A 20,295-nucleotide genomic window follows, 5' to 3' on the forward strand; every position below is an offset into this window, starting at 1 on the left:
TAACCGGTGGCGAACGCAGACCGCCCTCACCAACCGGAACACCCCTCCGTCAGGCCTTCGGCCTGCCACCTCCCCTGCAAGGGGAGGAATTTGCTCCCCCCATCACGACCGCCGCACCACCTCGCGAATCACGAAATGTGAGGCCAGCCGCGTCACGCCCGGCAAGCGGGCCAGCGTCTCGCGGTGGATGCGCTCGTAACTGTCGTCGCGGCGGACCTCGACTTGGATCATGTAGTCCGCCTCGCCGCTCATCAGGAAACACTCGACGATCTCGGGACAGCGCAGGATTTCGCGCTCGAACGCCGCCATGGTATCCTGCCGCTGGTCCTTCAGCGTGACGTTGACCATCACGGTCGAGGGCCGCCCGCGCGCCTCATGGCTCAGGATCGCACGGTATCCGGTGATGACGCCACTCTCGCGCAGTTGCGCCACGCGGCGATGCGCGGCGCTGGCGGACAGGCCGACCTTCTCGCCCAGCGCCGCGCTGGTCAGGTCGGAATCGCGGGCCAGCTGGGCCAGAATGCGGCGGTCGATCGCGTCGGACATTTCATCCCGATACACTTCCATATCACGCAAGAAAATCCTGTTAGCGTCAACTGCACGGGACCGCTTTGCACACCTCTCCCACCCTATCGGCGCTACTATCGGCGCAATATTCTAATGGAGAGTCCCATGCGCGTCGGTGTCCCCAAGGAAATCAAGAACCACGAATATCGCGTCGGCCTGACCCCGCCGTCGGTCGCCGAGCTGGTCGCCGCCGGTCATGAGGTGATCGTCGAGACCAAGGCCGGCACCGGCATCGATTTCGAGGACCAGGACTATATCGACGCGGGCGCGCGCATCGTCGCCACCGCCGCCGAGGTCTTCGACCAGGCCGAGATGATCGTGAAGGTCAAGGAGCCGCAGGCAGTCGAGGTCGCGATGCTGCGCCCCCACCATGTCCTGTTCACCTATCTCCACCTCGCCGCCGACAAGCCGCAGGCCGAGGGCCTGATGAAGTCGGGCGCAACCTGCATCGCCTATGAGACGGTCACCAGCCCCCGTGGCGGCGTGCCGCTCCTCAAGCCGATGTCGGAAGTCGCAGGTCGCATGGCGGTGCAGGTCGGTGCGCATTACCTCGAAAAGCAGCAGGGCGGCCGTGGCATCCTGCTCGGCGGCGTGCCCGGCGTGGCGCCTGCCAAGGTCGCGATCCTGGGCGGCGGCGTCTCGGGCGTGAACGCCGCGCAGATGGCGGTCGGCCTGCGCGCCGACGTCACCATCTATGACATCAACAACGACCGTCTGGCCGAGCTGGACATGTTCTTCTCCAGCCAGATCAAGACTGCCTATGCCTCGAAGGCGGCGATCGCGGCGGCGGTGAAGAACGCGCACCTCGTCATCGGTGCGGTGCTGGTCCCCGGTGCGGCGGCACCCAAGCTCGTGACCCGCGACATGCTGAAGACGATGAAGCGCGGCTCGGTGATGGTCGACATCGCGATCGACCAGGGCGGCTGCTTCGAGACCAGCCATGCCACCACCCACCAGGACCCGGTGTTCGAGATCGACGGCGTAATCCATTACTGCGTCGCCAACATGCCGGGCGCGGTCGCCCGCACCTCGACCTTCGCGCTGAACAACGCGACCCTGCCCTTCGCGGTCAAGCTGGCCAATATGGGGGCCGAAGCCGCGATGAAGGCCGATCCGCACCTGGCGAACGGCCTGAACGTCTCGGGCGGCAAGATTCGCCACGCGGCGGTCGCCGAAGCGCTCGACCTGCCGTTCGAGGCCTGGGCGGGCTAAGGCCGATCACAAGGAGCGAAGTCGTAAGGCCAACCCATAGCCTTCGACTTCGCTCAGGCTGGAATGGAGCTCAGGATTTTGGTTCGCGCGGAGGCGCGGAGATGGTGCATCCAGCCGCCAGGCTGACCCTTCATCGCGACGACGCGGCACCGCCTTCGGCATGACGGATACCGACGGCCGACCCCATTCCGAACCTCTTTGCGTCTCCGCGCCTCCGCGCGAACCAAAAAAGAAACAAAAATAGAACATGCGTGTTGATCCCGTCGAAAGGATCACGCCATGACCGACAATCCCAAGACCGAGCCCTTCTCCAATGCCGAGAAGGACCCCGATGACTGGACCACCGGCGATGAGCCGATGACCGGCGCGCAGGCCAGCTATCTCAAGACTCTGTCCGAAGAGGCGGGCGAAGCGTTCGACGACACGCTGACCAAGGCGGATGCCTCCAAGCGGATCGACGCGTTGCAGGACAAGACCGGCCGGGGCCAGTAATCCCTATTGCCCCATCATCCGAAGCGCCTGATCGAGCAGCATCACCCGTTGCTCGATCGCCGGGCGATAAGTGGCATCGGCGGGCGTCTTTTGTAGCGCGAGCCGCCACAGGATTTGCGCCTTCTTGAAGTCCCCGGCGCGCATCCACGCCAGCCCCTCGAAAAAGAAGGGCGTGGGATCGTTCGGCCCCAGCCTGCGCGCGCGGCGAAAGGCGAATTGCGCGGCGGGTGACATCTGATAGCCGTCATGCGCGAACAGGACATTGCCCAGCTCGGTCCAATAGGGAACGCTGCGCGGACTGCCGCCGACGGCGCCCAGCATGATCCTCACCGCCGTCCGCTTGTCGCCCGAACGGGACAAGGCGTCGGCCGCGACGAACATCTGCGCCTCTTCGCCGAACCGCCCGATCAGCTGGTTGCGCAGATCGGCGATCGCATCGTCATCATGCAGCGCGTCGGGACGCGGCGTAGGGGCGCTGGCCGCCAATGTCGGGCGCCCCTGCCACGCATAGCCGACCCCACCCAGCGCCAGCGCGGCACCCAGCATCGTCCAGAGCGGCCGGGGAAACCGCAGCCACAGCGACAGCGCCATGGCCGCCGCCGCCAGTACCAGCAGGATCAGCCAGCCCATCAGCGCCGCCTCCGAAAACTCGACCGGGCGATCCATGCGCCGATGGCGAGCAACAGGATCGGCGTCGCCCACAGCAGCGCCGTCGCTCCCGACAAGGGCGGATCATAGCTGACATAATCGCCGTACCGCTCGACCAGCCAGTGGCGGATCGCCTCTGGCTTTTCGCCCTTCGCGATCCGCTGGCGGACCAGCGCGCGCATGTCGGCGGCCATATCGGCATCGCTGTCGGCGATCGACTGGCCTTGGCATACGACGCAGCGCAGCTCGCCCATCAGCTCGCGTGCCTGTGCCTCGGTACGGGGATCGGGCAGCTGGGTATTGCCGTAATCGGGCGCAGGGGCGCCAGCCGCCAGCAGCAGGGCGAGGACCAGGCTCATCGCGCCGCCGCCACGTCGCGGACGATCTGGTCGACCTGATCGGCGCGGATATCGCCGATATATTGTCGCACGATGCGCCCGCGCCCGTCGACCAGAAACGTCTCCGGGACGCCCGACGAGCCGAGCGCCATCTGCACGCTGCTGCGCGCATCGTCGCCGATCGCGGTGTAGGGATCGCCGTTGCGGCGCAGGAAATCGGCGATGGCCGGACCCTTGTCGTGAATGGCGATGGCGTCGATCGTCACGCCCTTCGCCTTCAGCGCCATCAACTGCGGCGCTTCCGCAATGCAGGGGATGCACCAGCTGGCAAAGACGTTGAGCAGCCGTGGCTGGCCCTTGCCGAAATCGGCGCTTGCCAGGCCCGGCTTGCCCGGCACCATCGGGTCCAGGCGAAAATCGGGCAGCGGCTTGTCGACCAGCGTCGAATGGACGGCGGTGTCCGACGGCCGCATCAGCCCGCTTGCGACCACGACGAACAGCACCGCGAAGACCGCCAGCGGCGCCCAGATCAGCCAGCGCTTCATTCCCACAACCGCGCCCTTCGCCGCTGCTGCCAGCCCTTGAACCAGCGACCGAACAGCGCCAGCGCCCCACCCAGCGCGACCAGCGCACCGCCCAGCCAGATGAGCGTGACGAACGGTTTCCACCACAGCCGCAATTGCCAGCGGCCGGTCGCGGTATCCTGCTGCCCCAGCACCGTATAGAGCTGTCCGTCCCAATGCGTCGCGATGGCGCTCTCGCTGGTGGTGGTCGGCGGATCGGTGAAGAAGCGTTGTTGCGGGCGCAGCGTCTCGGCTGCACCGTCGCGGGCCACGGTCAGCTTGGCGGCCAAGGCCGACCAGTTGGGCCCGACATTGGGATAGATGCGGTCGAGCTGCACCCGCCACGGGCCCACGATCGTCGCTTGTCCGGGATACAGCGCCACCAAACGCTCGGCGGTAAAGGCGCTATCGCAGGCCATGCCGATCATGCTTACCCCGATCCCGGCGTGCGCGAGCACCATGCCCCAGATCGGCAGCGGCGTGCGCCGCCAGTTGCGCCGGGTGATCGGCAGCACGCTCGCCACGATCAGCCCGACGCCGAAGGACAGGCCGAGCAGCGGCAACACGCCCATGCCGCCGCTCAGGGTCACGACCAGCGCGAAGGTCCCCGCCGCCGCGACCATCGGCCAGAGCATGCGGACCAGAACCGCCTCCGCCTGATCCTGCCGCCAGCGAAGCATCGGCCCTACCGCCATGACGGCGACCAGCGCCAGCGCGATCGGCCCGGCGGCGGCGTGGAAGAAGGGCGGCCCGACCGACAGGCGCACACCGAACCCGGCGGCGACCAGCGGATAAAGGGTGCCGATCAGCACGATGCCCAAAATGACCGACAGCAGCAGATTGTTGACGACCAGCCCTCCCTCGCGGCTGACGAACGCAAAGCTCCGCCCCGCCCGCACCTGACCGATCCGCGCGCCGAACAGCGCCAGCGCACCACCGATATAGAGACCGAGCAGCGCCAGGATGAACGCCCCGCGCCGGGGATCGACGGCAAAGGCATGGACGCTGGTCAGGATGCCGGAGCGCACCAGGAAGGTGCCGATCATCGACATGGAAAAGGCGACGACCGCCAGCATCACGGTCCACGCCCGCAGTCCGTCCCGCGCCGCCAGCACGTTGACCGAATGGAGCAAGGCCGTCGCCGCCAGCCACGGCATCAGCGAGGCATTCTCGACCGGGTCCCAGAACCACCAGCCGCCCCAGCCCAGCTCATAATAGGCCCAATAGGAGCCAGCCGTGATGCCGATGGTCAGCAACACCCAGGCGCCCAGCACCCAGGGCCGCATTGCACGGGCAAAGGCCGGGCCGACCTGCCCCGTCACCAGCGCGCCGACCGCGAAGGAAAAGGCGACCGACAGCCCGACATAGCCCGCGTAAAGCGTCGGCGGGTGGAAGGCCAAACCGGGGTCCTGCAGCAGCGGGTTCAGCCCCTGCCCTTCGATCGGCGCCGGGTTCAGTCGCGCGAACGGGTTGGAGGCGAACAGCAGGAAGGCATAGAAACCCAGCGCGATCGCACCCTGCGCCGCCAGCGTCGCGACATGGGTCGCCCGGTCGAGCGTGCGCTCCTTCCACGCAACCAGCGCCCCACCCGCGCCCAGGATGGTGACCCAGAGCAGCATGGAGCCTTCGTGATTACCCCAGGCTCCGGCGAATTTGTAGATCCAGGGCTTGGCCGAATGGCTGTTTTCGGCGACCAGCTTGACCGACAGATCGGTGTTCAGGAACACCGCGATGAGGGCGGCCATGGCGATGGCGACCAGCGCGCCCTGCACGATCGCAACCGGCCCGATCGCCGCCATGGCCTGTTCGCCCGCCACGTCCTTGCGACGGAGCGCCAGAACGCCGAGCAAAAGTTGCAACCCTGCCAGCATCGCGGCGAACCAGAGCGCGGCGAGACCAGCCTCAGCCATCACGGCTCCAGGCTCCGACTCTCGTGCATCTTGCCCGCCATTTCGGGGGGCATGTATTTCTCGTCATGCTTGGCGAGCAGGTTGGTCGCGACGAAGCGGCCATCGGGCTGGAACTGCCCCTCGGCCACCACGCCCGATTTCTCGCGGAACAGGTCGGGGGTGATTCCGGCGAAGGTCACGGGCGTCGTCGCCTTACCGTCGGTGACGACGAAGCGGACCGTCACGCCGTCAGGCGCGCGGTGGACCGATCCTGCCTCGACCATGCCGCCCAGCCGCACCGCCTTGCCCAGCGGCAAGCCTTGCGCCTTCGCGTCGGAGGGGGTGTAGAAGAACGCCGCCTGGTCCTTCATCGCCGACATGGCCAGCAGGACCGCCGCGACGATCGCGGCCAGCGCCAGCAGGGCCAGCGTGAGGCGTTGGGATTTGGGCGTCATTTTTCGGCGCGCTTCATCGCCAGATAGCTGATCAGGGTCAGCACGCCCGCGCCCCCCAGCATGACCGCATAGGCCGCCGCCACGAACGCCATCTGGTTCATGCGCGCGCCATCCGCCGCATCCGCGCCTCGGCCTTGGCCTTGGCCAGCAGCGTGCGCATCCGCATCAATACGATGGCCGCGAACAGGAAGGTGAAACCGCCCAAGCCGATGGGCAGCGGCCAGAGCAGCGACTTGTCGATGCTGGAGCCGGTCAGCCCGATCGACTGGCCCTGGTGCAGCGTGTTCCACCAGACGACCGAGTAACGGATCACCGGCAGCAATGCCGTCCCCGCCAGCCCGTACAGCGCCGGAATTCGCCCATCCCCGCCGCGATCCGCATCGGCGCGGGCGAGTGCGATATAGCCCAGATAGACGAAGAGCAGCAGCAGCATCGAGGTCAGCCGTCCGTCCCACTGCCACCACGTCCCCCAGGTCGGCCGCCCCCAGATCGATCCGGTGGCAAGGCATAAGGCCGTAAACACCGCCCCCGGCCAGGCGATGGCGCGGCCCGCCACTTGGGCCAGCGGGTGCCGCCAAACGATCAGCGACAGGCTGGCGATGGCGATCCCGCTCCATCCCCCCATGCCCAGCCAGGCGGCGGGGACATGGATGTAGAGAATACGCACCGTCTCGCCCTGAAGATAATCGGGCGGTGTCTGGGTCAGCCCCGCCCAGACCGCGACCGCGATCAGCGCGACGCCAAGCCCGAGGAAAATCCCGGTCAGCGGACGAGCGATCTTCAGAAAACGCGCAGGGTTGGCAAGGGTATGCAGGGTGGCCACGATGACCGGACTGTAAGGCGGTTTTTCGGGCGCGTCATCCGCCTTCTCCTTCTTCATCAAGACCCATCCCCCCACTTTCTGAACTCCTTCCACCTTCTTTAAACCCCTCCCGTAAACGGGAGGGGTTTGGGGAGGGTATGGTGTCTCACCGAGACCGTCGCCCGTGGCCTACCCTCCCCCATCCCCTCCCGTTTACGGGAGGGGCGTGAGACTCATGGGCTGTAGGACCTGTTCCTGTCTTGATTCGTCTTCACCGCATGACATCCCTATCAGGGGAGCAAAGGGGACCCCCAAAAACCATGCCCGCACTCCACCGCCTGCCACTGCTCGCCCTCATTCTCGCGCCGGCCACCCTCTCCGCCCAAACCACCGAACCCGAAACCATCATCGTCACCGGCCGAGGCCTGGCGGACCAGCCCGGAGACCGCGCGCTGGACGTGGTGACGATCGACCGCGACCGGATCACGCAGAACGCCTCGCAGCGGCTGGAGAATGTCCTCGCCGACGTCGCCGGGCTCCAGCAGTTTCGCCGCTCGGACAGCCGCTCGGCGCATCCGACATCGCAGGGAGTCACGTTGCGTGGCCTGGGCGGCAATGCGTCCAGCCGCGCGCTGCTGGTGCTGGACGGTGTGCCGCAGGCCGATCCGTTCGGTGGCTGGGTGGTCTTTCCCGCTTATGCGACCGGACGGCTGGGGCGCATTCGGGTGACGCGCGGCGGTGGATCGGGTTTCTGGGGACCGGGCGCGCTGGCCGGCACGATCGAGATGGACAGTGCCACGCCCGACCAGCTGTCCCCGCTGGACATGGCCCTCTCCTATGGCAGCCGCCATTCGGTCGATGCGCAAGGGGCGGCCTCGCTGGTACGCGATGGCGGCTTCCTGACGGTGTCGGGTACCTATGCGCGCGGCGACGGATTCACGCCCATCGTCGAGGGGCAACGCGGCCCCGCCGACCGCCCTGCACCCTATGAACAATATTCGGGCGCGGCGCGCGGGGTCGTCGGGATCGCCCCCGCCACCGAGTTGCAGATGACCCTCGCCGCCTTTCACGACGCGCGCGACCGGGGGACCGACTTCACCGACAATCGCTCGGACGGCGCGGATGCAAGCATCCGGCTGGTCGGGCGCGGACGCTGGGGCTGGTCGGCGCTGGCCTATGTCCAGACGCGGCAATTCGCGTCGCGCTATGCCAGCGTGAATGCGGCGCGGACGGCGGCCACGCTGACGCTCGACCAGTATAACGTCCCCGCCACCGGGCTGGGTGGACGGATCGAGGTATCGCCGCCGCTCGGCGATGCGGTCAAGCTGCGGCTGGGCGGCGATATTCGCGATACCAGCGGGCGGACGCAGGAGCTCTACACCTATGTCGCGGGGCTCCCCACCCGGCGGCGCGAGGCGGGCGGCGCGACGCGCACCATGGGGCTGTTCGCCGATAGCAGTGTCGAGGCGGGCGCGCTGACCGTCACCGCCGCTGCGCGGGTGGATGACTGGCGCATTCGGAACGGGCGGCTCGATGAAGGCGTGCTGGCGACCGGCGCGGTACTGACCGACACCGACTTTCCGAACCGCTCAGGACAGAAATTCACCGGGCGGCTGGGCGCGGCGCTGCGGGTCGCGCAGCCACTGATCCTGCGGACAGCGGCCTATCGCGGCTGGCGGTTGCCGACGCTCAACGAGCTGTACCGACCGTTCCGCGCGGGCGCCGACGCGACCGCCGCCAACGCCGCGCTGAACCCCGAGCATGTCGAGGGGGTCGAGGGCGGGTTCGACCTGACCCCGGCAAAGGGCGTGCGGCTATCGGGCACGTACTTCGTCAACCGGCTGACCGATGCCATCGCCAATGTCACGATGGGTCGTGGACCGGGGACGTTCCCCGGCGTCGGCTTCGTCGCAGCGAATGGCGTGTACCGGATTCGGCAGAATCTCGATGCGATCCGCTCTCAGGGGTTCGAGCTGGAGGCGAACTGGCGCTATGGCCCACTCAGCACACGCGCGTCCTGGTCGCATGTCGATGCGCGGGTGGGAGCATCGGGCAATGCCGCCCCGCTCGACGGTCTGCGCCCCGCCCAAACACCGCGCGACCAGTTTTCGGGAACCCTGGCGGTCGAGCAGCGCGGGGCGGTGTTGAGCGGGACGCTGCGCCATGTCGGGCGACAATATGAGGACGACCAGAATATCCGCTCGCTGGCGCCCGCGACGACGGTCGATGCCTATGCGGCGGTGCCGGTGGTACGCGGCTGGCTGATCGAAGCGCGGGCGGAGAACCTCGCCGATGCGCGGGTCGAGGCGGCGTATAGCGGCACGGGGCTGATCGAGCGAGCGACGCCGCGGACGCTGTGGATCGGGGTGCGGACGCGGTTGTAATCTCTTGGCCTTCGACTTCGCTCAGGCTGAACGGAACGGGGTACTGAACCCCGTTCGCGATGAGTGAAGTCGAAGGGCACGCTACCCCCGCTTCTTGACCAACGCCGTCCTCAAGCACCGGCACACCACCTCGTGACGCTGGTTCAGCGCCTCATGCCGGAACGTCACCAACCCCGCCCCCGGCCGCGATTTGCTTTCGCGCAAGGCCGTCACCTCGCTCGTCGCGCGCAGCGTGTCGCCCAGGAAAACAGGCGCGGGCATGACCAGTTCGTCATAACCGAGATTGGCCACCAGCGTCCCCAGCGTCGTCTCCCCCACCGACAGCCCGACCATCAGCGAGAAGGTGAAGGTGCCGTTGACGAGGATCTGGCCGAACTCACTCGCCTTCGCCGCCTCCGCATCGATGTGGAGCGGCTGCGGATTGTGGGTCATGGTCGAGAACAGGAGATTGTCGGTCTCGGTCACGGTGCGGCGGATGGGGTGCTCGATCCGGTCGCCGATCATCCAGTCGTCGAAGAAACGCCCGCTCATGCCGCGTCCTCCGCGACGATACGGACCAGCGCGATGCCTTCCGCCACCTGCCCGCCGGTCTCGGCCTTCAGGTCGGTGACCACGCCGTCGAAGGGAGCGGTCAGGACATGCTCCATCTTCATCGCCTCCAGCGTGACGAGCGGCTGGCCTGCGATCACCGCCTGTCCCTCGGCCACCGCGACCACGATGATCCGGCCGGGCATGGGCGACAGGATCGCGCCGTCCCCCGCCCCGCCCGCCGCCAGCCCATCGGCGCGCCAGCGGGTGAAGGACCAGCTCTGCCCCCCTTCGGAAATCAGCACCTCGTCGGTTGGCGCCGGGGGCACATCGCCCGCCTCGCTGAAATCGACGGTGACCGGGCGTCCATCGAGCAGGAAGCGCGCAGTTTGCTTCGGCGCGGCGTTGAGGCGGAAACCGGAGAGGCCATCCTGCCCAATCAACGCGGCGGCGGCTTCGGCCAGCGCCTCTTCGGACGGCTCGGTCGGCGGCATCAGCGCCTCACCCTCGCGCGCGATCAGGCCGGTATCGACCTGGCCGCTCGCAAAATCGGGATGGTCGAGCGCCTGCACCAGAAAGCCCGCATTGGTGCGCACCGGCCAGATCACCGCTTCGTCCAGCGCATCGGCCAGCGCCTCGCGCGCTTCGTCACGGGTATCGCCATGGGCGATGACCTTGGCGATCATCGGGTCGTACCAGGGCGTGATTTCCGCGCCTTCCTCGACCCCGGTGTCGATGCGGATCGCAGGGTCGTCGCCGAGGTCGAACACCTCCAGCGTGCCGATCGCGGGGAGGAAACCCTTGGCCGGGTCCTCGGCATAGAGCCGCGCCTCGATCGCATGGCCGTGAATGGCAAGGTCCGCCTGCGCCATCGGCAAGGGCTCGCCCGCCGCGACGCGCAGCTGCCACTCGACCAGATCGACGCCGGTGATTGCCTCGGTGACGGGATGCTCAACTTGGAGGCGGGTGTTCATCTCCATGAACCACACCCGGTCGGCGCGCAGCCCTTCGGAGGCGTCGGCGATGAACTCGATGGTCCCTGCGCCGACATAGTCCACCGCCTGCGCGGCGCGGACGGCGGCACCGCACACCGCCTCGCGGGTCGCGTCGTCCATGCCCGGCGCAGGGGCTTCCTCGATCACCTTTTGATGGCGGCGTTGCAGCGAACAATCGCGCTCGAAGAGATGGACGACCTGCCCATGGCGGTCGCCAAAGACCTGCACTTCGATATGGCGCGGCGAGAGGATATATTTCTCGATCAGCACCCGGTCGTCGCCGAAGGAAGCCGCCGCCTCGCGACGACAGGAGGCCAGCGCCTCGGCGAAGGCGGCGGGGTCGTCGACGCGGCGCATCCCCTTGCCGCCGCCGCCCGCGACGGCCTTGATGAGTACGGGATAGCCGACCGCATCGGCCTCGGCGGCGAGGCGGTCGGGCGACTGGTCCTCGCCCAGATAGCCGGGCGTGACGGGCACCCCGGCGGCGATCATGCGCGCCTTGGCGGCGTCCTTCAGCCCCATGGCGCGGATGCTGTCGGAATTGGGGCCGACCCAGACCAGCCCGGCGGCGATCACGGCCTCGGCGAATTCTGCATTTTCGGACAGGAAGCCATAGCCGGGATGGATCGCCTCGGCCCCACTCTCATGCGCGGCGGCGAGGATGCGGGAGGCGTCCAGATAGCTTTCGCGCGCCGGAGCCGGACCGATCAGCACGGCTTCGTCGGCAAGCCGCACATGCAGCGCCTGCGCATCGGCCTCCGAATAGACCGCGATGGTGCGCAGGCCCAACTCGCGCGCGGTGCGGATGATGCGGCAGGCGATCTCGCCGCGATTGGCGATGAGGAGGCTCTTCATCATCAGGATTCCAACTTCAACGTGATGGCACCCGGTCGTTCGGCGATGGCATCGAAGATCACGGTCAGGATATGATCGAACCGCTCGCCGATCACCTTGCGCGCAGCGGCGGCGTTGGTGAGGGTCAGCGCAATCGGCGGCTCGACGACCGCGATCAGCAGGTCGAATAGCGCATCCAGGCTGCCACCATACCATTCGACGCCGGAGGCTTCGCGGATACGGGCATGGAAATCGGCCTCGTCGGTCACGGTTTCACCGTCGATGGTCAGGTCCATCGCCATTACATGCGGAACACCCCGAACCGGGGTGCCTCCGCGATCGGGGCATTGAGGCAGGCGTCCAACGCTAAACCCAGCACATCCCGCGTCTGCGCCGGATCGACGATGCCGTCGTCCCACAGTCGCGCGGTCGCGTACCAGGGATTGCCCTCGTCCTCGTAGCGCTGGCGGATGGGCGCCTTGAACGCCTCCGCCTCGTCCGGCGTCCAGCTGTCTGCGTCGCGGTGGACGGTCGCCAGCACGCTCGCCGCCTGCTCGCCACCCATTACGCTGATCCGCGCATTGGGCCAGGTGAACAGGAAGCGAGGGCCATAGGCGCGCCCGCACATGCCGTAATTGCCCGCCCCGAAGCTGCCGCCGATCAGCACCGTGATCTTGGGCACCTGCGCCGTCGCCACCGCCGTCACCAGCTTGGCGCCGTGCTTGGCGATCCCCTCGGCCTCGTAGCGGCCGCCGACCATGAAGCCGGAGATATTCTGAAGGAACAGAAGCGGGATGCGCCGCTGGCAGGCCAATTCGATGAAATGCGCGCCCTTCTGCGCGCTCTCCGAAAACAGCACGCCGTTATTGGCCAGGATCGCGACCGGCTTGCCATGGATATGCGCGAAGCCGCAGACCAACGACGAACCGTACAGCGCCTTGAACTCGTGGAAACGCGATCCGTCGACCAGCCGGGCGATGACCTCATGCACGTCATAGGGCGCGCGCACGTCCTGCGGGATCAGGCCGTAGAGTTCCTCGGCCGGATAGAGCGGTTCGTCCGCCTCGGCGAGGTTGACGTCGGGCATCATCTGCGGCGGCAGGGTCTCGACGATATCGCGGACGATCGACAGCGCATGATCGTCATTCTCGGCGACATGATCGACCACGCCCGACTTGCGGCCATGGGTATCCGCACCGCCCAGTTCCTCGGCCGAGATGACCTCGCCCGTCGCCGCCTTCACCAGGGGCGGCCCGGCGAGGAAGATCGTTCCCTGCCCGCGCACGATGACCGTTTCGTCGGACATGGCGGGCACATAGGCGCCGCCCGCCGTGCAGCTGCCCATCACGCAGGCGATCTGGGGAATGCCTGCCGCCGACATCTGCGCCTGGTTGAAGAAGATACGGCCGAAATGATCGCGGTCGGGAAAGACTTCGGCCTGATGCGGCAGGTTGGCGCCGCCGCTATCGACCAGATAGATGCAGGGCAACCGGTTCTCGAGCGCGATCTCCTGCGCGCGGAGATGCTTCTTCACGGTCAGAGGATAATAGGTGCCGCCCTTCACCGTCGCGTCATTGGCGAGGATCATCACCTGACGGCCATGCACCCGGCCGATGCCCGCGATCACCCCGGCACCGGGGACCGCATCGTCGTACAAACCATTCGCCGCCAACTGACCGATTTCGAGGAAAGGCGAACCGGCATCGAGCAACTGCTCCACCCGGTCACGGGGAAGCAGCTTGCCGCGCGACACATGGCGCTCGCGCGAAGCCTCGTTACCGCCGAGCCCGGCCTTGGCGACATCGGCGCGGAGCCGCTCGGCCAGAGCCTGGTTATGATCGGCGTTGGTGCGGAACGTCGCATCATCGCGCGCGATCCGCGTGGGAAGAACGGCACCCATCACTTCACCCCAAGGCTCATTGCGCCACCTTTTCGAGCTTGCCGATCAGCTCGCGACCGATCAGCATCCGGCGAATCTCGTTGGTCCCCGCCCCGATGTCGAGCAGCTTGGCATCGCGCGCGAAGCGTTCGACCGGCCAGTCCTTGGTATAGCCCGCCCCGCCTAGCGCCTGGATCGCCTCGAGCGAGACCTTCACCGCGTTCTCGCTGGCCAGCAGGATCGCGCCCGCCGCATCGAACCGCGTCGTCCGCCCCGCATCGCAACTCCGCGCCACCGCATAGACATAGGCGCGCGCCGAATTGAGCGCGACATACATGTCGGCGATCTTGGCCTGAATCAGCTGGAACTCGCCGATCGCACGACCGAACTGACGCCGCTCGCGGACGTAAGGCACCACCACATCGAGGCACGCCTGCATGATGCCGAGCTGGATACCCGCCAGCACCGCCCGCTCATAGTCGAGCCCGCTCATCAGCACGCCGACGCCGCCGTTCACCGGCCCCATCACCTGCGCGTCGCCGACGAAACAGTCGTTGAAGACCAGCTCGGCGGTCGGGCTGCCGCGCATGCCCATCTTGTCGATCTTTTGGCCGATGGCGAAGCCCGCCATGTCCTTCTCGATCAGGAAGGCGGTGATACCCCGGCTTCCCTCGCCCGTCTTAGCATAGACGACGAGCGTCTCGGCATAGGCCGCATTGGTGATCCAGAATTTGGTGCCGTTCAGCACCCAGCCGCCGTCCGCCTTCACCGCGCGCAGCTTCATCGACACGACGTCCGAGCCCGCCGACACCTCCGACATGGCCAGGCTGCCGACATGCTCGCCGGAGATCAGTCCGGGCAGATATTTCGCCTTCTGCTCCGCATTGCCCCAGCGGCTGATCTGGTTGACGCAAAGGTTGGAATGCGCGCCGTAAGACAGGCCCAGCGAGGCCGAAGCCCGCGACACTTCCTCGATCGCGACGACATGTTCCAGATAGCCGAGCCCCAGGCCACCATCGGCCTCGGCGACGGTGATGCCGTGCAGGCCCAGCGCGCCCATTTCGGGCCATATGTCACGGGGAAACCAGTCTTCCGCGTCCATTCGCGCGGCCAGCGGCGCGATCCGGTCGGTCGCGAAACGGCGGGTCGCTTCGCGGATCATGTCCGCACTTTCGCCCAGTGCGAAGTCGAAATCGTCGATCATGTCCTCTCCAGGCGGCTCTTTGAGTCCGTTGCCGCACTTTAAACGGAAATTACCCAAACGCGCAATCTTCGTTCCAATGCCGCCCCTTCTTCCCATTTTGGGCCAGAGCTTGGTTCCGTATCGGATCGATTGCCCCATTCGCGAATTTGCAACAGGGCATGAAACCCGGCATGTGGCGGGAAGAGAGGAATTTTTCGCCCGATGGCCACGCGCCCCCTCGCTACCGATCCCAACATGGACATCACCGCCTGCGATCGGGAGCCGATTCATATCCCCGGGGCGATCCAGCCCCATGGCCTGTTGCTCGTTGTCGATGCGGCCACGGGCGACGTCGTGGCGGGCGCGGGCGCGATCGAGGAGCGGCTGGCCCTGGAATGGCTGGGCCAGCCACTCGCCACGCTGCTGGGCGAGGAGGTGGCGCGCATGGTCGCCCATATGCCGATCGGGCCGGGCACAGTCGTTGCGGGCGTGCCGGTGGACGGCATCGCCGAGCGCTTCGCCGTCACCGCGCACCGGATCGGGGGCGAGCGGGTACTGGTAGAGCTGGAGGCCGGGATCGTCGATGCCCCCTGGGGCATAGGCAGTCCCATGGCCTGGCTCGACGCGGCGGTCACCAGTTTCGAGCGGACCGGCGACCTGCCGATGCTGTTCGAGCGCGCGGCCACCACCTTTCAGATGCTCACCGGGTTCGACCGGGTGATGCTCTATCGCTTTCTGGACGAGGATGCCGGGCGCGTGGTGGCCGAGGCGCGCGGCGCTGGCCTGCCGTCCTTCCTCCATCATCATTTCCCGGCCTCGGACATTCCGAAACAGGCGCGTGCTCTTTATGTCCGCAACCGGACGCGCTGCATTCCGGATGTCGATTACGTCCCCGCACCGATCCGGCCGGAGGGATTCGAGACGCTCGACCTGAGCGACGTCGCGCTGCGCAGCGTGTCGCCGATCCATGTCCGCTATTTGAAGAATATGGGGGTCGCGGCCTCGGCCTCCATCTCGATCGTCAAGGACGGCGTGTTGTGGGGCATGATCGCCTGCCACCATTACAGCCCGCGCCGCCTGTCGCCCGACCTGCGCGCCGCCGCCGCCGCGCTGGCGGGCGCGCTGGCGCGGCAGATCCGCGCCCGCGAAGAAGCCGAACTCTACCGCGAACGGCTTCGCCTGCGCGCCGCCGAGGACAGCCTGCTGCCGCGCATCATCGGCCTGGGCGATCTGGCCCCCGCCATCCGCCGCCTGATGCCCGAGATGATGGCGATGCTGGGCGCGACAGGCTTTGCCATCGTCGACCAGGGCCGGGTGCAGGCGCATGGCACATGCCCGCCCGATCTGGCCATTCTGGATATCGCCGGCTGGGCGGCGATCCAGGGTGGCGGCGAATTGTTCGTCACGCATGAACTGCCCTCCGTCATGCCCGACGCGGCGGCGATCGTCTCGACGGCGGCGGGCGTGCTGGCGCTGCCGATGGTCGATGGCGGCGTCACCCTTCTCTGGTTCCGCGCGGAGCAGGTCGAAGAGGTCGAATGGGCGGGCAATCCGCACAAGTCGGTCGCGCTAACGCCCGAGGCCACGCTCAATCCGCGCACCTCGTTCGAGAGCTGGCGTGAGACGGTGCGCGGACGCGCCCGCCGCTGGACGATGGAAGAGGTGGAGGCCGCCCACCGCCTGCGCCGCGCCTTGCATGACGCGGCGCAGAACCACCGCCTTCGCGGGCTGAACACCGCGCTGCAACGCACGCTCGACGACAAGGAGGCGCTGCTGCTGCAAAAGGACGTGTTGATGAAGGAGGTGGACCACCGGGTCCAGAATAGCCTTCAGCTCGTCTCGTCCTTCCTGTCTCTCCAGGCCAAGGCGGCGGACGATCCGCGTGTCCGTGAACAGCTGACCGAGGCGCAGGCCCGATTGTCGGCGGTGGCCCTGGTCCATCGCCGCCTCTACCGCGACGACCAGATCCAGACGGTCGACTTAGCCCGCTATCTGGAGGAGCTGGTCGGCGACATGAAGCAGTCGATGGGACGCGACTGGGCGACGATGATGCGCCTGGACCTCGCGCCCGTGCTGATGCCGACCGACCGGGCGATCAACCTGGGGCTGGTGACGACCGAGTTGATCATCAACGCCACCAAATACGCCTATGACGGCGCACCAGGTCCGGTGACGATCACGCTGGAGCAATATGGCAACCGCCTGCGTCTGGTCGTCGCGGATCAGGGGCGCGGTAGGGGCGATGAAGAGCCCGGCCACGGGCGCGGCTTTGGCAGCCGGATGATGGCGGCGATGATGCAGCGGCTGTCGGGTTCGATCGAATATGACGATAACCAGCCCGGATTGCGGGCCATCGTGATCGCGCCGATCGCCGATTGAGGCCCACCTCTTAGAAAACGGCTGGGACTAAGCGGCGCGACCGTAAAGGGCGAAGACCCGCTCCGCCGCCGTTACCGCGCGATCAATCCATGCCTCCCCATCGGCGGCCTTATCCAATGCTCCCCGAAAGTCGCGCCACTCGCCCGGCCCGAAGGCGGACTGCAGGTAAGCGCGAGGAAGCTTCTCGCCGACCTGCCGAGCGAGCATCGTCCCGCCCAGCCGCGATCCTTCGGTAACATAGAGCGCGCCCCAGCGGGCAGCGTGGTCGTCTTCGAGGTCGAAGGGCAAGGGCTCGGGCATCTCGCGCCCAAGCGCGGCCAGATCAGCCGCCAGCGCCTCGTGCCGCGAGCGCCAGGGAAAGCCGATCGCTCGCTCGCGCAACCGCGCCTCGACGGCGGGCAGCGCACGGGCATGGGCGATCAGGAACGCCGTATAGCTTTCCCGATCGTCCAGCCGATATCCGCCGTAAGTGGCATCCACCGCCTCATGCGCCGGGCCCGTGCGCGCCCGCAAGACGGCGGATGCGCTATCGCTCACTTCAGGCAGGCGACGATCCCGGCGATGACCGCCAGCGTCTCTTCCGGATCGCGTACGCGCACCGTATCGAGGCCCAGCTCCTTGGCGGGATAGTCGTTGCCGCCCGGGAAGATCGCGTCGCCAATGAACATCATCGCGTCGAGCGGGATGCCGCTGGCGTCGCGCAGCTTCTTCAGGCCGTACGCCTTGTCGACGCCCTCGCGGGTAATGTCGATCGAGGTCGCGCCACCCATGTTGATCGACAGGCCCGGCAAGCGCTGCTTGAGATCGGCCTGGATGACCTTGCGCTTCTCGAACTGGGGGTCCCAATGTTCCTTGGCGTCGATCGGCGCCTGCTGGCCGAGCGCAGAGAAGGTGATCTGGCTACCGCGATCCTCGATCCGCTCGCCCCAGGTCTGTTCGGGCACGAAGCCTGTGGCCTCCAGCGAGGCGTCGAACGCCTCCAGGATCTTCGCCTTGGTCGCGTCGTCGAACAGCTCGGCATAGACCGGGGTCCAGCTGCCATCCTGATAGGTGTAGAGCTTGGTGCCGGTGGTCGGCATCAGCCACAGCTTGTTGCGGTCGGCACGCGCAGGGAGGCGGCTGGCGACCTGCTTGTCGAACTGCGGCCAGTCACCGCCAGAGATCACCGCGACATGCGCCACGTCGAGCAGGTCGGCCAGCGCCTCCCCCATCGGCTCACCCAGGGGCTGCTTGCTTTCGGCCAGCGTACCATCGAGGTCGAACGCAACCAGTTGCTTCATGAAGGCACTCCGATTCTGGGCAGGATGATGGTGTCGATGGCATAGGCTACGCCATCCTCGGCATTGGAACGGGTGTGTACCGAGATCTGTTCCCTAACCGCATCCGGCGCATTCGCCATCACGATCGGCAGCCCGGCGCGTGTCAGCATGGGAAGGTCGTTGGCCTGGTCGCCCAGCACCGCCACTTCCTCCAGCGAGACGCCGAACGCCTCGGCCAGGGTCGCCACACCGTCCCCCTTGTTCGCCTTCAGCGCGGTCACGTCGAGATAGTAGGTCTGCGACTGGGCAATCGTGGCGGCCGAGCCATGTACAGCATTCGCCTTGTCATGCAGGCCATGCAGCAGATCGGCATCGTCGCTGACCAGGGTGATCTTGTCGACCTTGTCGACCAGCGCCGCGAAGTCCTGCGTTACCACCGGCTCCTGTGAGGAAGCCTTTCGCTCGTGATCGACATGGGTGCCCTCACCGCTGCTGGCGTACCAGCGCTCGTCGGCGAAGACCCAGACCGCAACCGGCTTGTCCGCCGCCATCGCCAGCACGTCGTTGACGACATCGACCGGCACCCGGAACTGCGCATCGACCGAGCCGTCGCGGCGGAACACGGTCCCGCCGTTGAACGCCCCGATCGGCGCGTCGATGGACAGCTCGTCCGCCAGCCAACCCAGCCCCGACCGCGGCCGAGCGCTGATGATGGTGAAACCGACGCCCGCCGCCTCCAGCCGCTTGACGGCGGCGATGGTGGCGGCGCGCAGCTTTTTATCGGGGTCGACGAGCGTGCCGTCGACGTCCGACACGACAAGCCGGATCGGCTTGCTCATTGCGGGATTTCGGTGTGGCCGCCAAAGCCGAAACGCATCGCCGACAGCACCTTGTCGCCATAGGTATGCTCGACCCGGCTGCGATAGCGCGCGAAGAGCGAGGCGGTCAGGACATTGGCGGGGACCTTTTCCTCCATCGCCGCGTCGATTGTCCACTGGCCCTCGCCGGAATCAGCGACATGGCCCGAGAACTGTTCGAGCATCTCGTCCTTGGCCAGCGCGATCGCGGTCAGGTCGAGCAGCCAGGAGGAGATCACGCTGCCGCGACGCCACACCTCAGCGATGTCGGTCAGGTTCAGGTCGAAGCGTTCGTCCTCGGGTAGCTTGTCGCTGTTCTTCGACTTCAGAATGTCGAAGCCCTCGGCATAGGCCTGCATCAGACCATATTCGATGCCGTTGTGGATCATCTTCACGAAGTGACCCGCACCCGCCGGTCCGGCATGGATATAGCCCTTCTCGGCCCGCTCATCGACCTTGTCGGCGACGCGACCCGGTGTGCGGACGATGGTCCCCAGGCCCGGTGCCAGCGCGTCGAAGATCGGATCGAGATGGTCAACCGTTTCCTTGTCGCCGCCGATCATCATGCAATAGCCGCGCTCCAGGCCCCAGACGCCGCCCGAGGTGCCGACATCGACATAATGAATGCCCTGCTCGGCCAGCATCTTGGCGCGGCGAATGTCGTCCTTGTAGAAGCTGTTGCCGCCGTCGATGATGACATCACCGTCCTTGGCGAGCTTGGCGATTTCCGCGATCGTGTCCTCGGTCGGGCCACCGGCGGGCAGCATGACCCACCAGATCGCCTTGTCGGCGAGCTTGGTGGCCATGTCCGACAAGCCCGTGGCGGCCTCCGCGCCGTCCTTGGCGAGCGTCTGCACCGCCTCGTCGCTGCGATCCCAGGCCACCACCTGATGCCCAGCCTGCATCAGGCGGCGTGCGATATTGCCACCCATGCGGCCAAGGCCGACCAGACCGATCTTCATGCGGAACTCCATTTGTTTTTGGTCAGGTAAAAGAGAAAGGCCCCCTCCCCGCTTCGGGGAGGGGGCCTG

At 66.9% G+C, this 20,295-nt stretch carries 20 protein-coding genes; 4 read left to right on the top strand and 16 right to left on the bottom strand.

Features of this window, described 5'->3' with window-relative positions; translation table 11 throughout:
* Positions 1-102 precede the first annotated feature (102 nt).
* A complete protein-coding gene (locus SSA01S_RS09710; RefSeq protein ID WP_058734030.1) occupies positions 103-546 on the bottom strand; it encodes an Lrp/AsnC family transcriptional regulator in 444 nt (147 codons plus the stop codon).
* Between the two features lie 126 nt (positions 547-672).
* Between SSA01S_RS09710 and ald the strand changes: the two genes are divergently transcribed.
* Both ald and SSA01S_RS09720 read left to right on the top strand, forming a co-directional pair.
* Positions 673-1,779, top strand: a complete 1,107-nt coding sequence (gene ald / locus SSA01S_RS09715) for an alanine dehydrogenase (protein ID WP_061780246.1) — start codon at positions 673-675, stop codon at positions 1,777-1,779.
* Between the two features lie 279 nt (positions 1,780-2,058).
* On the top strand, positions 2,059-2,271 hold the full coding sequence (locus SSA01S_RS09720; RefSeq protein WP_058715444.1) for a DUF3072 domain-containing protein: 213 nt from the start codon (positions 2,059-2,061) through the stop codon (positions 2,269-2,271).
* A gap of 3 nt (positions 2,272-2,274) precedes the next feature.
* Here SSA01S_RS09720 and SSA01S_RS09725 read toward each other — a convergent pair whose 3' ends face one another.
* From SSA01S_RS09725 to ccmC, 6 genes are all read right to left on the bottom strand, one after another.
* Positions 2,275-2,937 (bottom strand): tetratricopeptide repeat protein, encoded by a 663-nt coding sequence (locus SSA01S_RS09725; RefSeq protein ID WP_061780247.1) that lies wholly within the window; start codon positions 2,935-2,937, stop codon positions 2,275-2,277.
* Complete coding sequence (locus SSA01S_RS09730) at positions 2,901-3,278, bottom strand: cytochrome c-type biogenesis protein (protein ID WP_061780248.1); 378 nt, start codon at positions 3,276-3,278, stop codon at positions 2,901-2,903. Before SSA01S_RS09730 ends, SSA01S_RS09725 begins: the two co-directional genes overlap by 37 nt.
* A complete protein-coding gene (locus SSA01S_RS09735) occupies positions 3,275-3,802 on the bottom strand; it encodes a redoxin family protein (protein WP_061780249.1) in 528 nt (175 codons plus the stop codon). The genes SSA01S_RS09730 and SSA01S_RS09735 overlap by 4 nt, the downstream gene beginning before the upstream one ends.
* Positions 3,799-5,733 carry a heme lyase CcmF/NrfE family subunit gene (locus SSA01S_RS09740; RefSeq protein WP_061780250.1) on the bottom strand — a complete coding sequence of 645 codons (1,935 nt, stop codon included), beginning with the start codon at positions 5,731-5,733 and terminating at the stop codon, positions 3,799-3,801. Before SSA01S_RS09740 ends, SSA01S_RS09735 begins: the two co-directional genes overlap by 4 nt.
* A complete protein-coding gene (gene ccmE / locus SSA01S_RS09745) occupies positions 5,730-6,164 on the bottom strand; it encodes a cytochrome c maturation protein CcmE (protein WP_061780251.1) in 435 nt (144 codons plus the stop codon). The genes SSA01S_RS09740 and ccmE overlap by 4 nt, the downstream gene beginning before the upstream one ends.
* A 97-nt stretch (positions 6,165-6,261) precedes the next feature.
* On the bottom strand, positions 6,262-6,987 hold the full coding sequence (gene ccmC / locus SSA01S_RS09750) for a heme ABC transporter permease CcmC (RefSeq protein ID WP_061780283.1): 726 nt from the start codon (positions 6,985-6,987) through the stop codon (positions 6,262-6,264).
* A 299-nt stretch (positions 6,988-7,286) separates the two neighbouring features.
* On the opposite strand from ccmC, the gene SSA01S_RS09755 reads away from it, so the two are divergent.
* Entirely contained in the window at positions 7,287-9,350 is a 2,064-nt protein-coding gene (locus tag SSA01S_RS09755) for a TonB-dependent receptor (RefSeq protein ID WP_061780252.1), read from the top strand.
* 81 nt (positions 9,351-9,431) lie between these two features.
* Here the strand turns inward: SSA01S_RS09755 and SSA01S_RS09760 are convergent, their stop codons facing one another.
* The 5 genes from SSA01S_RS09760 to SSA01S_RS09780 are packed head-to-tail and all read right to left on the bottom strand — an operon-like array spanning position 9,432 to position 14,790.
* Positions 9,432-9,881: a MaoC family dehydratase gene (locus tag SSA01S_RS09760; RefSeq protein ID WP_061780253.1), complete on the bottom strand. Its 450-nt coding sequence runs from the start codon at positions 9,879-9,881 to the stop codon at positions 9,432-9,434.
* Positions 9,878-11,731 carry an acetyl/propionyl/methylcrotonyl-CoA carboxylase subunit alpha gene (locus tag SSA01S_RS09765; protein ID WP_061780254.1) on the bottom strand — a complete coding sequence of 618 codons (1,854 nt, stop codon included), beginning with the start codon at positions 11,729-11,731 and terminating at the stop codon, positions 9,878-9,880. Before SSA01S_RS09765 ends, SSA01S_RS09760 begins: the two co-directional genes overlap by 4 nt.
* Positions 11,731-12,003, bottom strand: coding sequence for a barstar family protein (locus tag SSA01S_RS09770; RefSeq protein WP_167348906.1), 273 nt, complete (start codon positions 12,001-12,003; stop codon positions 11,731-11,733). Before SSA01S_RS09770 ends, SSA01S_RS09765 begins: the two co-directional genes overlap by 1 nt.
* A gap of 5 nt (positions 12,004-12,008) precedes the next feature.
* Positions 12,009-13,607 carry a carboxyl transferase domain-containing protein gene (locus tag SSA01S_RS09775; protein WP_061780256.1) on the bottom strand — a complete coding sequence of 533 codons (1,599 nt, stop codon included), beginning with the start codon at positions 13,605-13,607 and terminating at the stop codon, positions 12,009-12,011.
* Positions 13,608-13,623: 16 nt separating this feature from the next.
* A complete protein-coding gene (locus tag SSA01S_RS09780; RefSeq protein ID WP_061780257.1) occupies positions 13,624-14,790 on the bottom strand; it encodes an acyl-CoA dehydrogenase family protein in 1,167 nt (388 codons plus the stop codon).
* Between the two features lie 201 nt (positions 14,791-14,991).
* Between SSA01S_RS09780 and SSA01S_RS09785 the strand changes: the two genes are divergently transcribed.
* A complete protein-coding gene (locus SSA01S_RS09785; RefSeq protein WP_061780258.1) occupies positions 14,992-17,148 on the top strand; it encodes a histidine kinase dimerization/phosphoacceptor domain -containing protein in 2,157 nt (718 codons plus the stop codon).
* Between the two features lie 27 nt (positions 17,149-17,175).
* Here SSA01S_RS09785 and SSA01S_RS09790 read toward each other — a convergent pair whose 3' ends face one another.
* From SSA01S_RS09790 to gnd, 4 genes are read right to left on the bottom strand one after another with little or no spacing between them, the layout of a single operon-like run.
* Entirely contained in the window at positions 17,176-17,661 is a 486-nt protein-coding gene (locus SSA01S_RS09790) for a biliverdin-producing heme oxygenase (protein ID WP_240954604.1), read from the bottom strand.
* 20 nt (positions 17,662-17,681) lie between these two features.
* Positions 17,682-18,428 (bottom strand): HAD-IIB family hydrolase, encoded by a 747-nt coding sequence (locus SSA01S_RS09795; protein ID WP_061780260.1) that lies wholly within the window; start codon positions 18,426-18,428, stop codon positions 17,682-17,684.
* A complete protein-coding gene (locus SSA01S_RS09800) occupies positions 18,425-19,246 on the bottom strand; it encodes a Cof-type HAD-IIB family hydrolase (RefSeq protein ID WP_061780261.1) in 822 nt (273 codons plus the stop codon). Before SSA01S_RS09800 ends, SSA01S_RS09795 begins: the two co-directional genes overlap by 4 nt.
* Positions 19,243-20,226 carry a phosphogluconate dehydrogenase (NAD(+)-dependent, decarboxylating) gene (gene gnd, locus SSA01S_RS09805; RefSeq protein WP_061780284.1) on the bottom strand — a complete coding sequence of 328 codons (984 nt, stop codon included), beginning with the start codon at positions 20,224-20,226 and terminating at the stop codon, positions 19,243-19,245. The genes SSA01S_RS09800 and gnd overlap by 4 nt, the downstream gene beginning before the upstream one ends.
* Positions 20,227-20,295: the final 69 nt, after the last annotated feature.

It is taken from the genome of Sphingomonas sanguinis NBRC 13937 (assembly GCF_001591005.1).
Taxonomy (GTDB): Bacteria; Pseudomonadota; Alphaproteobacteria; order Sphingomonadales; family Sphingomonadaceae; genus Sphingomonas; species Sphingomonas sanguinis.

What these genes read in the sequence shown, in the direction of transcription:
- ccmE (WP_061780251.1), bottom strand. Translation starts at nt 6,164, where the DNA reads ATGACGCCCAAATCCCAACGCCTCACGCTGGCCCTGCTGGCGCTGGCC.
- SSA01S_RS09800 (WP_061780261.1), bottom strand. Translation starts at nt 19,246, where the DNA reads ATGAGCAAGCCGATCCGGCTTGTCGTGTCGGACGTCGACGGCACGCTC.
- SSA01S_RS09780 (WP_061780257.1), bottom strand. Translation starts at nt 14,790, where the DNA reads ATGATCGACGATTTCGACTTCGCACTGGGCGAAAGTGCGGACATGATC.
- ald (WP_061780246.1), top strand. Translation starts at nt 673, where the DNA reads ATGCGCGTCGGTGTCCCCAAGGAAATCAAGAACCACGAATATCGCGTC.
- gnd (WP_061780284.1), bottom strand. Translation starts at nt 20,226, where the DNA reads ATGAAGATCGGTCTGGTCGGCCTTGGCCGCATGGGTGGCAATATCGCA.
- SSA01S_RS09720 (WP_058715444.1), top strand. Translation starts at nt 2,059, where the DNA reads ATGACCGACAATCCCAAGACCGAGCCCTTCTCCAATGCCGAGAAGGAC.
- SSA01S_RS09730 (WP_061780248.1), bottom strand. Translation starts at nt 3,278, where the DNA reads ATGAGCCTGGTCCTCGCCCTGCTGCTGGCGGCTGGCGCCCCTGCGCCC.
- SSA01S_RS09765 (WP_061780254.1), bottom strand. Translation starts at nt 11,731, where the DNA reads ATGATGAAGAGCCTCCTCATCGCCAATCGCGGCGAGATCGCCTGCCGC.
- SSA01S_RS09760 (WP_061780253.1), bottom strand. Translation starts at nt 9,881, where the DNA reads ATGAGCGGGCGTTTCTTCGACGACTGGATGATCGGCGACCGGATCGAG.
- SSA01S_RS09725 (WP_061780247.1), bottom strand. Translation starts at nt 2,937, where the DNA reads ATGGATCGCCCGGTCGAGTTTTCGGAGGCGGCGCTGATGGGCTGGCTG.
- SSA01S_RS09755 (WP_061780252.1), top strand. Translation starts at nt 7,287, where the DNA reads ATGCCCGCACTCCACCGCCTGCCACTGCTCGCCCTCATTCTCGCGCCG.
- SSA01S_RS09710 (WP_058734030.1), bottom strand. Translation starts at nt 546, where the DNA reads ATGTCCGACGCGATCGACCGCCGCATTCTGGCCCAGCTGGCCCGCGAT.
- SSA01S_RS09785 (WP_061780258.1), top strand. Translation starts at nt 14,992, where the DNA reads ATGGCCACGCGCCCCCTCGCTACCGATCCCAACATGGACATCACCGCC.
- SSA01S_RS09735 (WP_061780249.1), bottom strand. Translation starts at nt 3,802, where the DNA reads ATGAAGCGCTGGCTGATCTGGGCGCCGCTGGCGGTCTTCGCGGTGCTG.
- SSA01S_RS09770 (WP_167348906.1), bottom strand. Translation starts at nt 12,003, where the DNA reads ATGGACCTGACCATCGACGGTGAAACCGTGACCGACGAGGCCGATTTC.
- SSA01S_RS09795 (WP_061780260.1), bottom strand. Translation starts at nt 18,428, where the DNA reads ATGAAGCAACTGGTTGCGTTCGACCTCGATGGTACGCTGGCCGAAAGC.
- SSA01S_RS09775 (WP_061780256.1), bottom strand. Translation starts at nt 13,607, where the DNA reads ATGGGTGCCGTTCTTCCCACGCGGATCGCGCGCGATGATGCGACGTTC.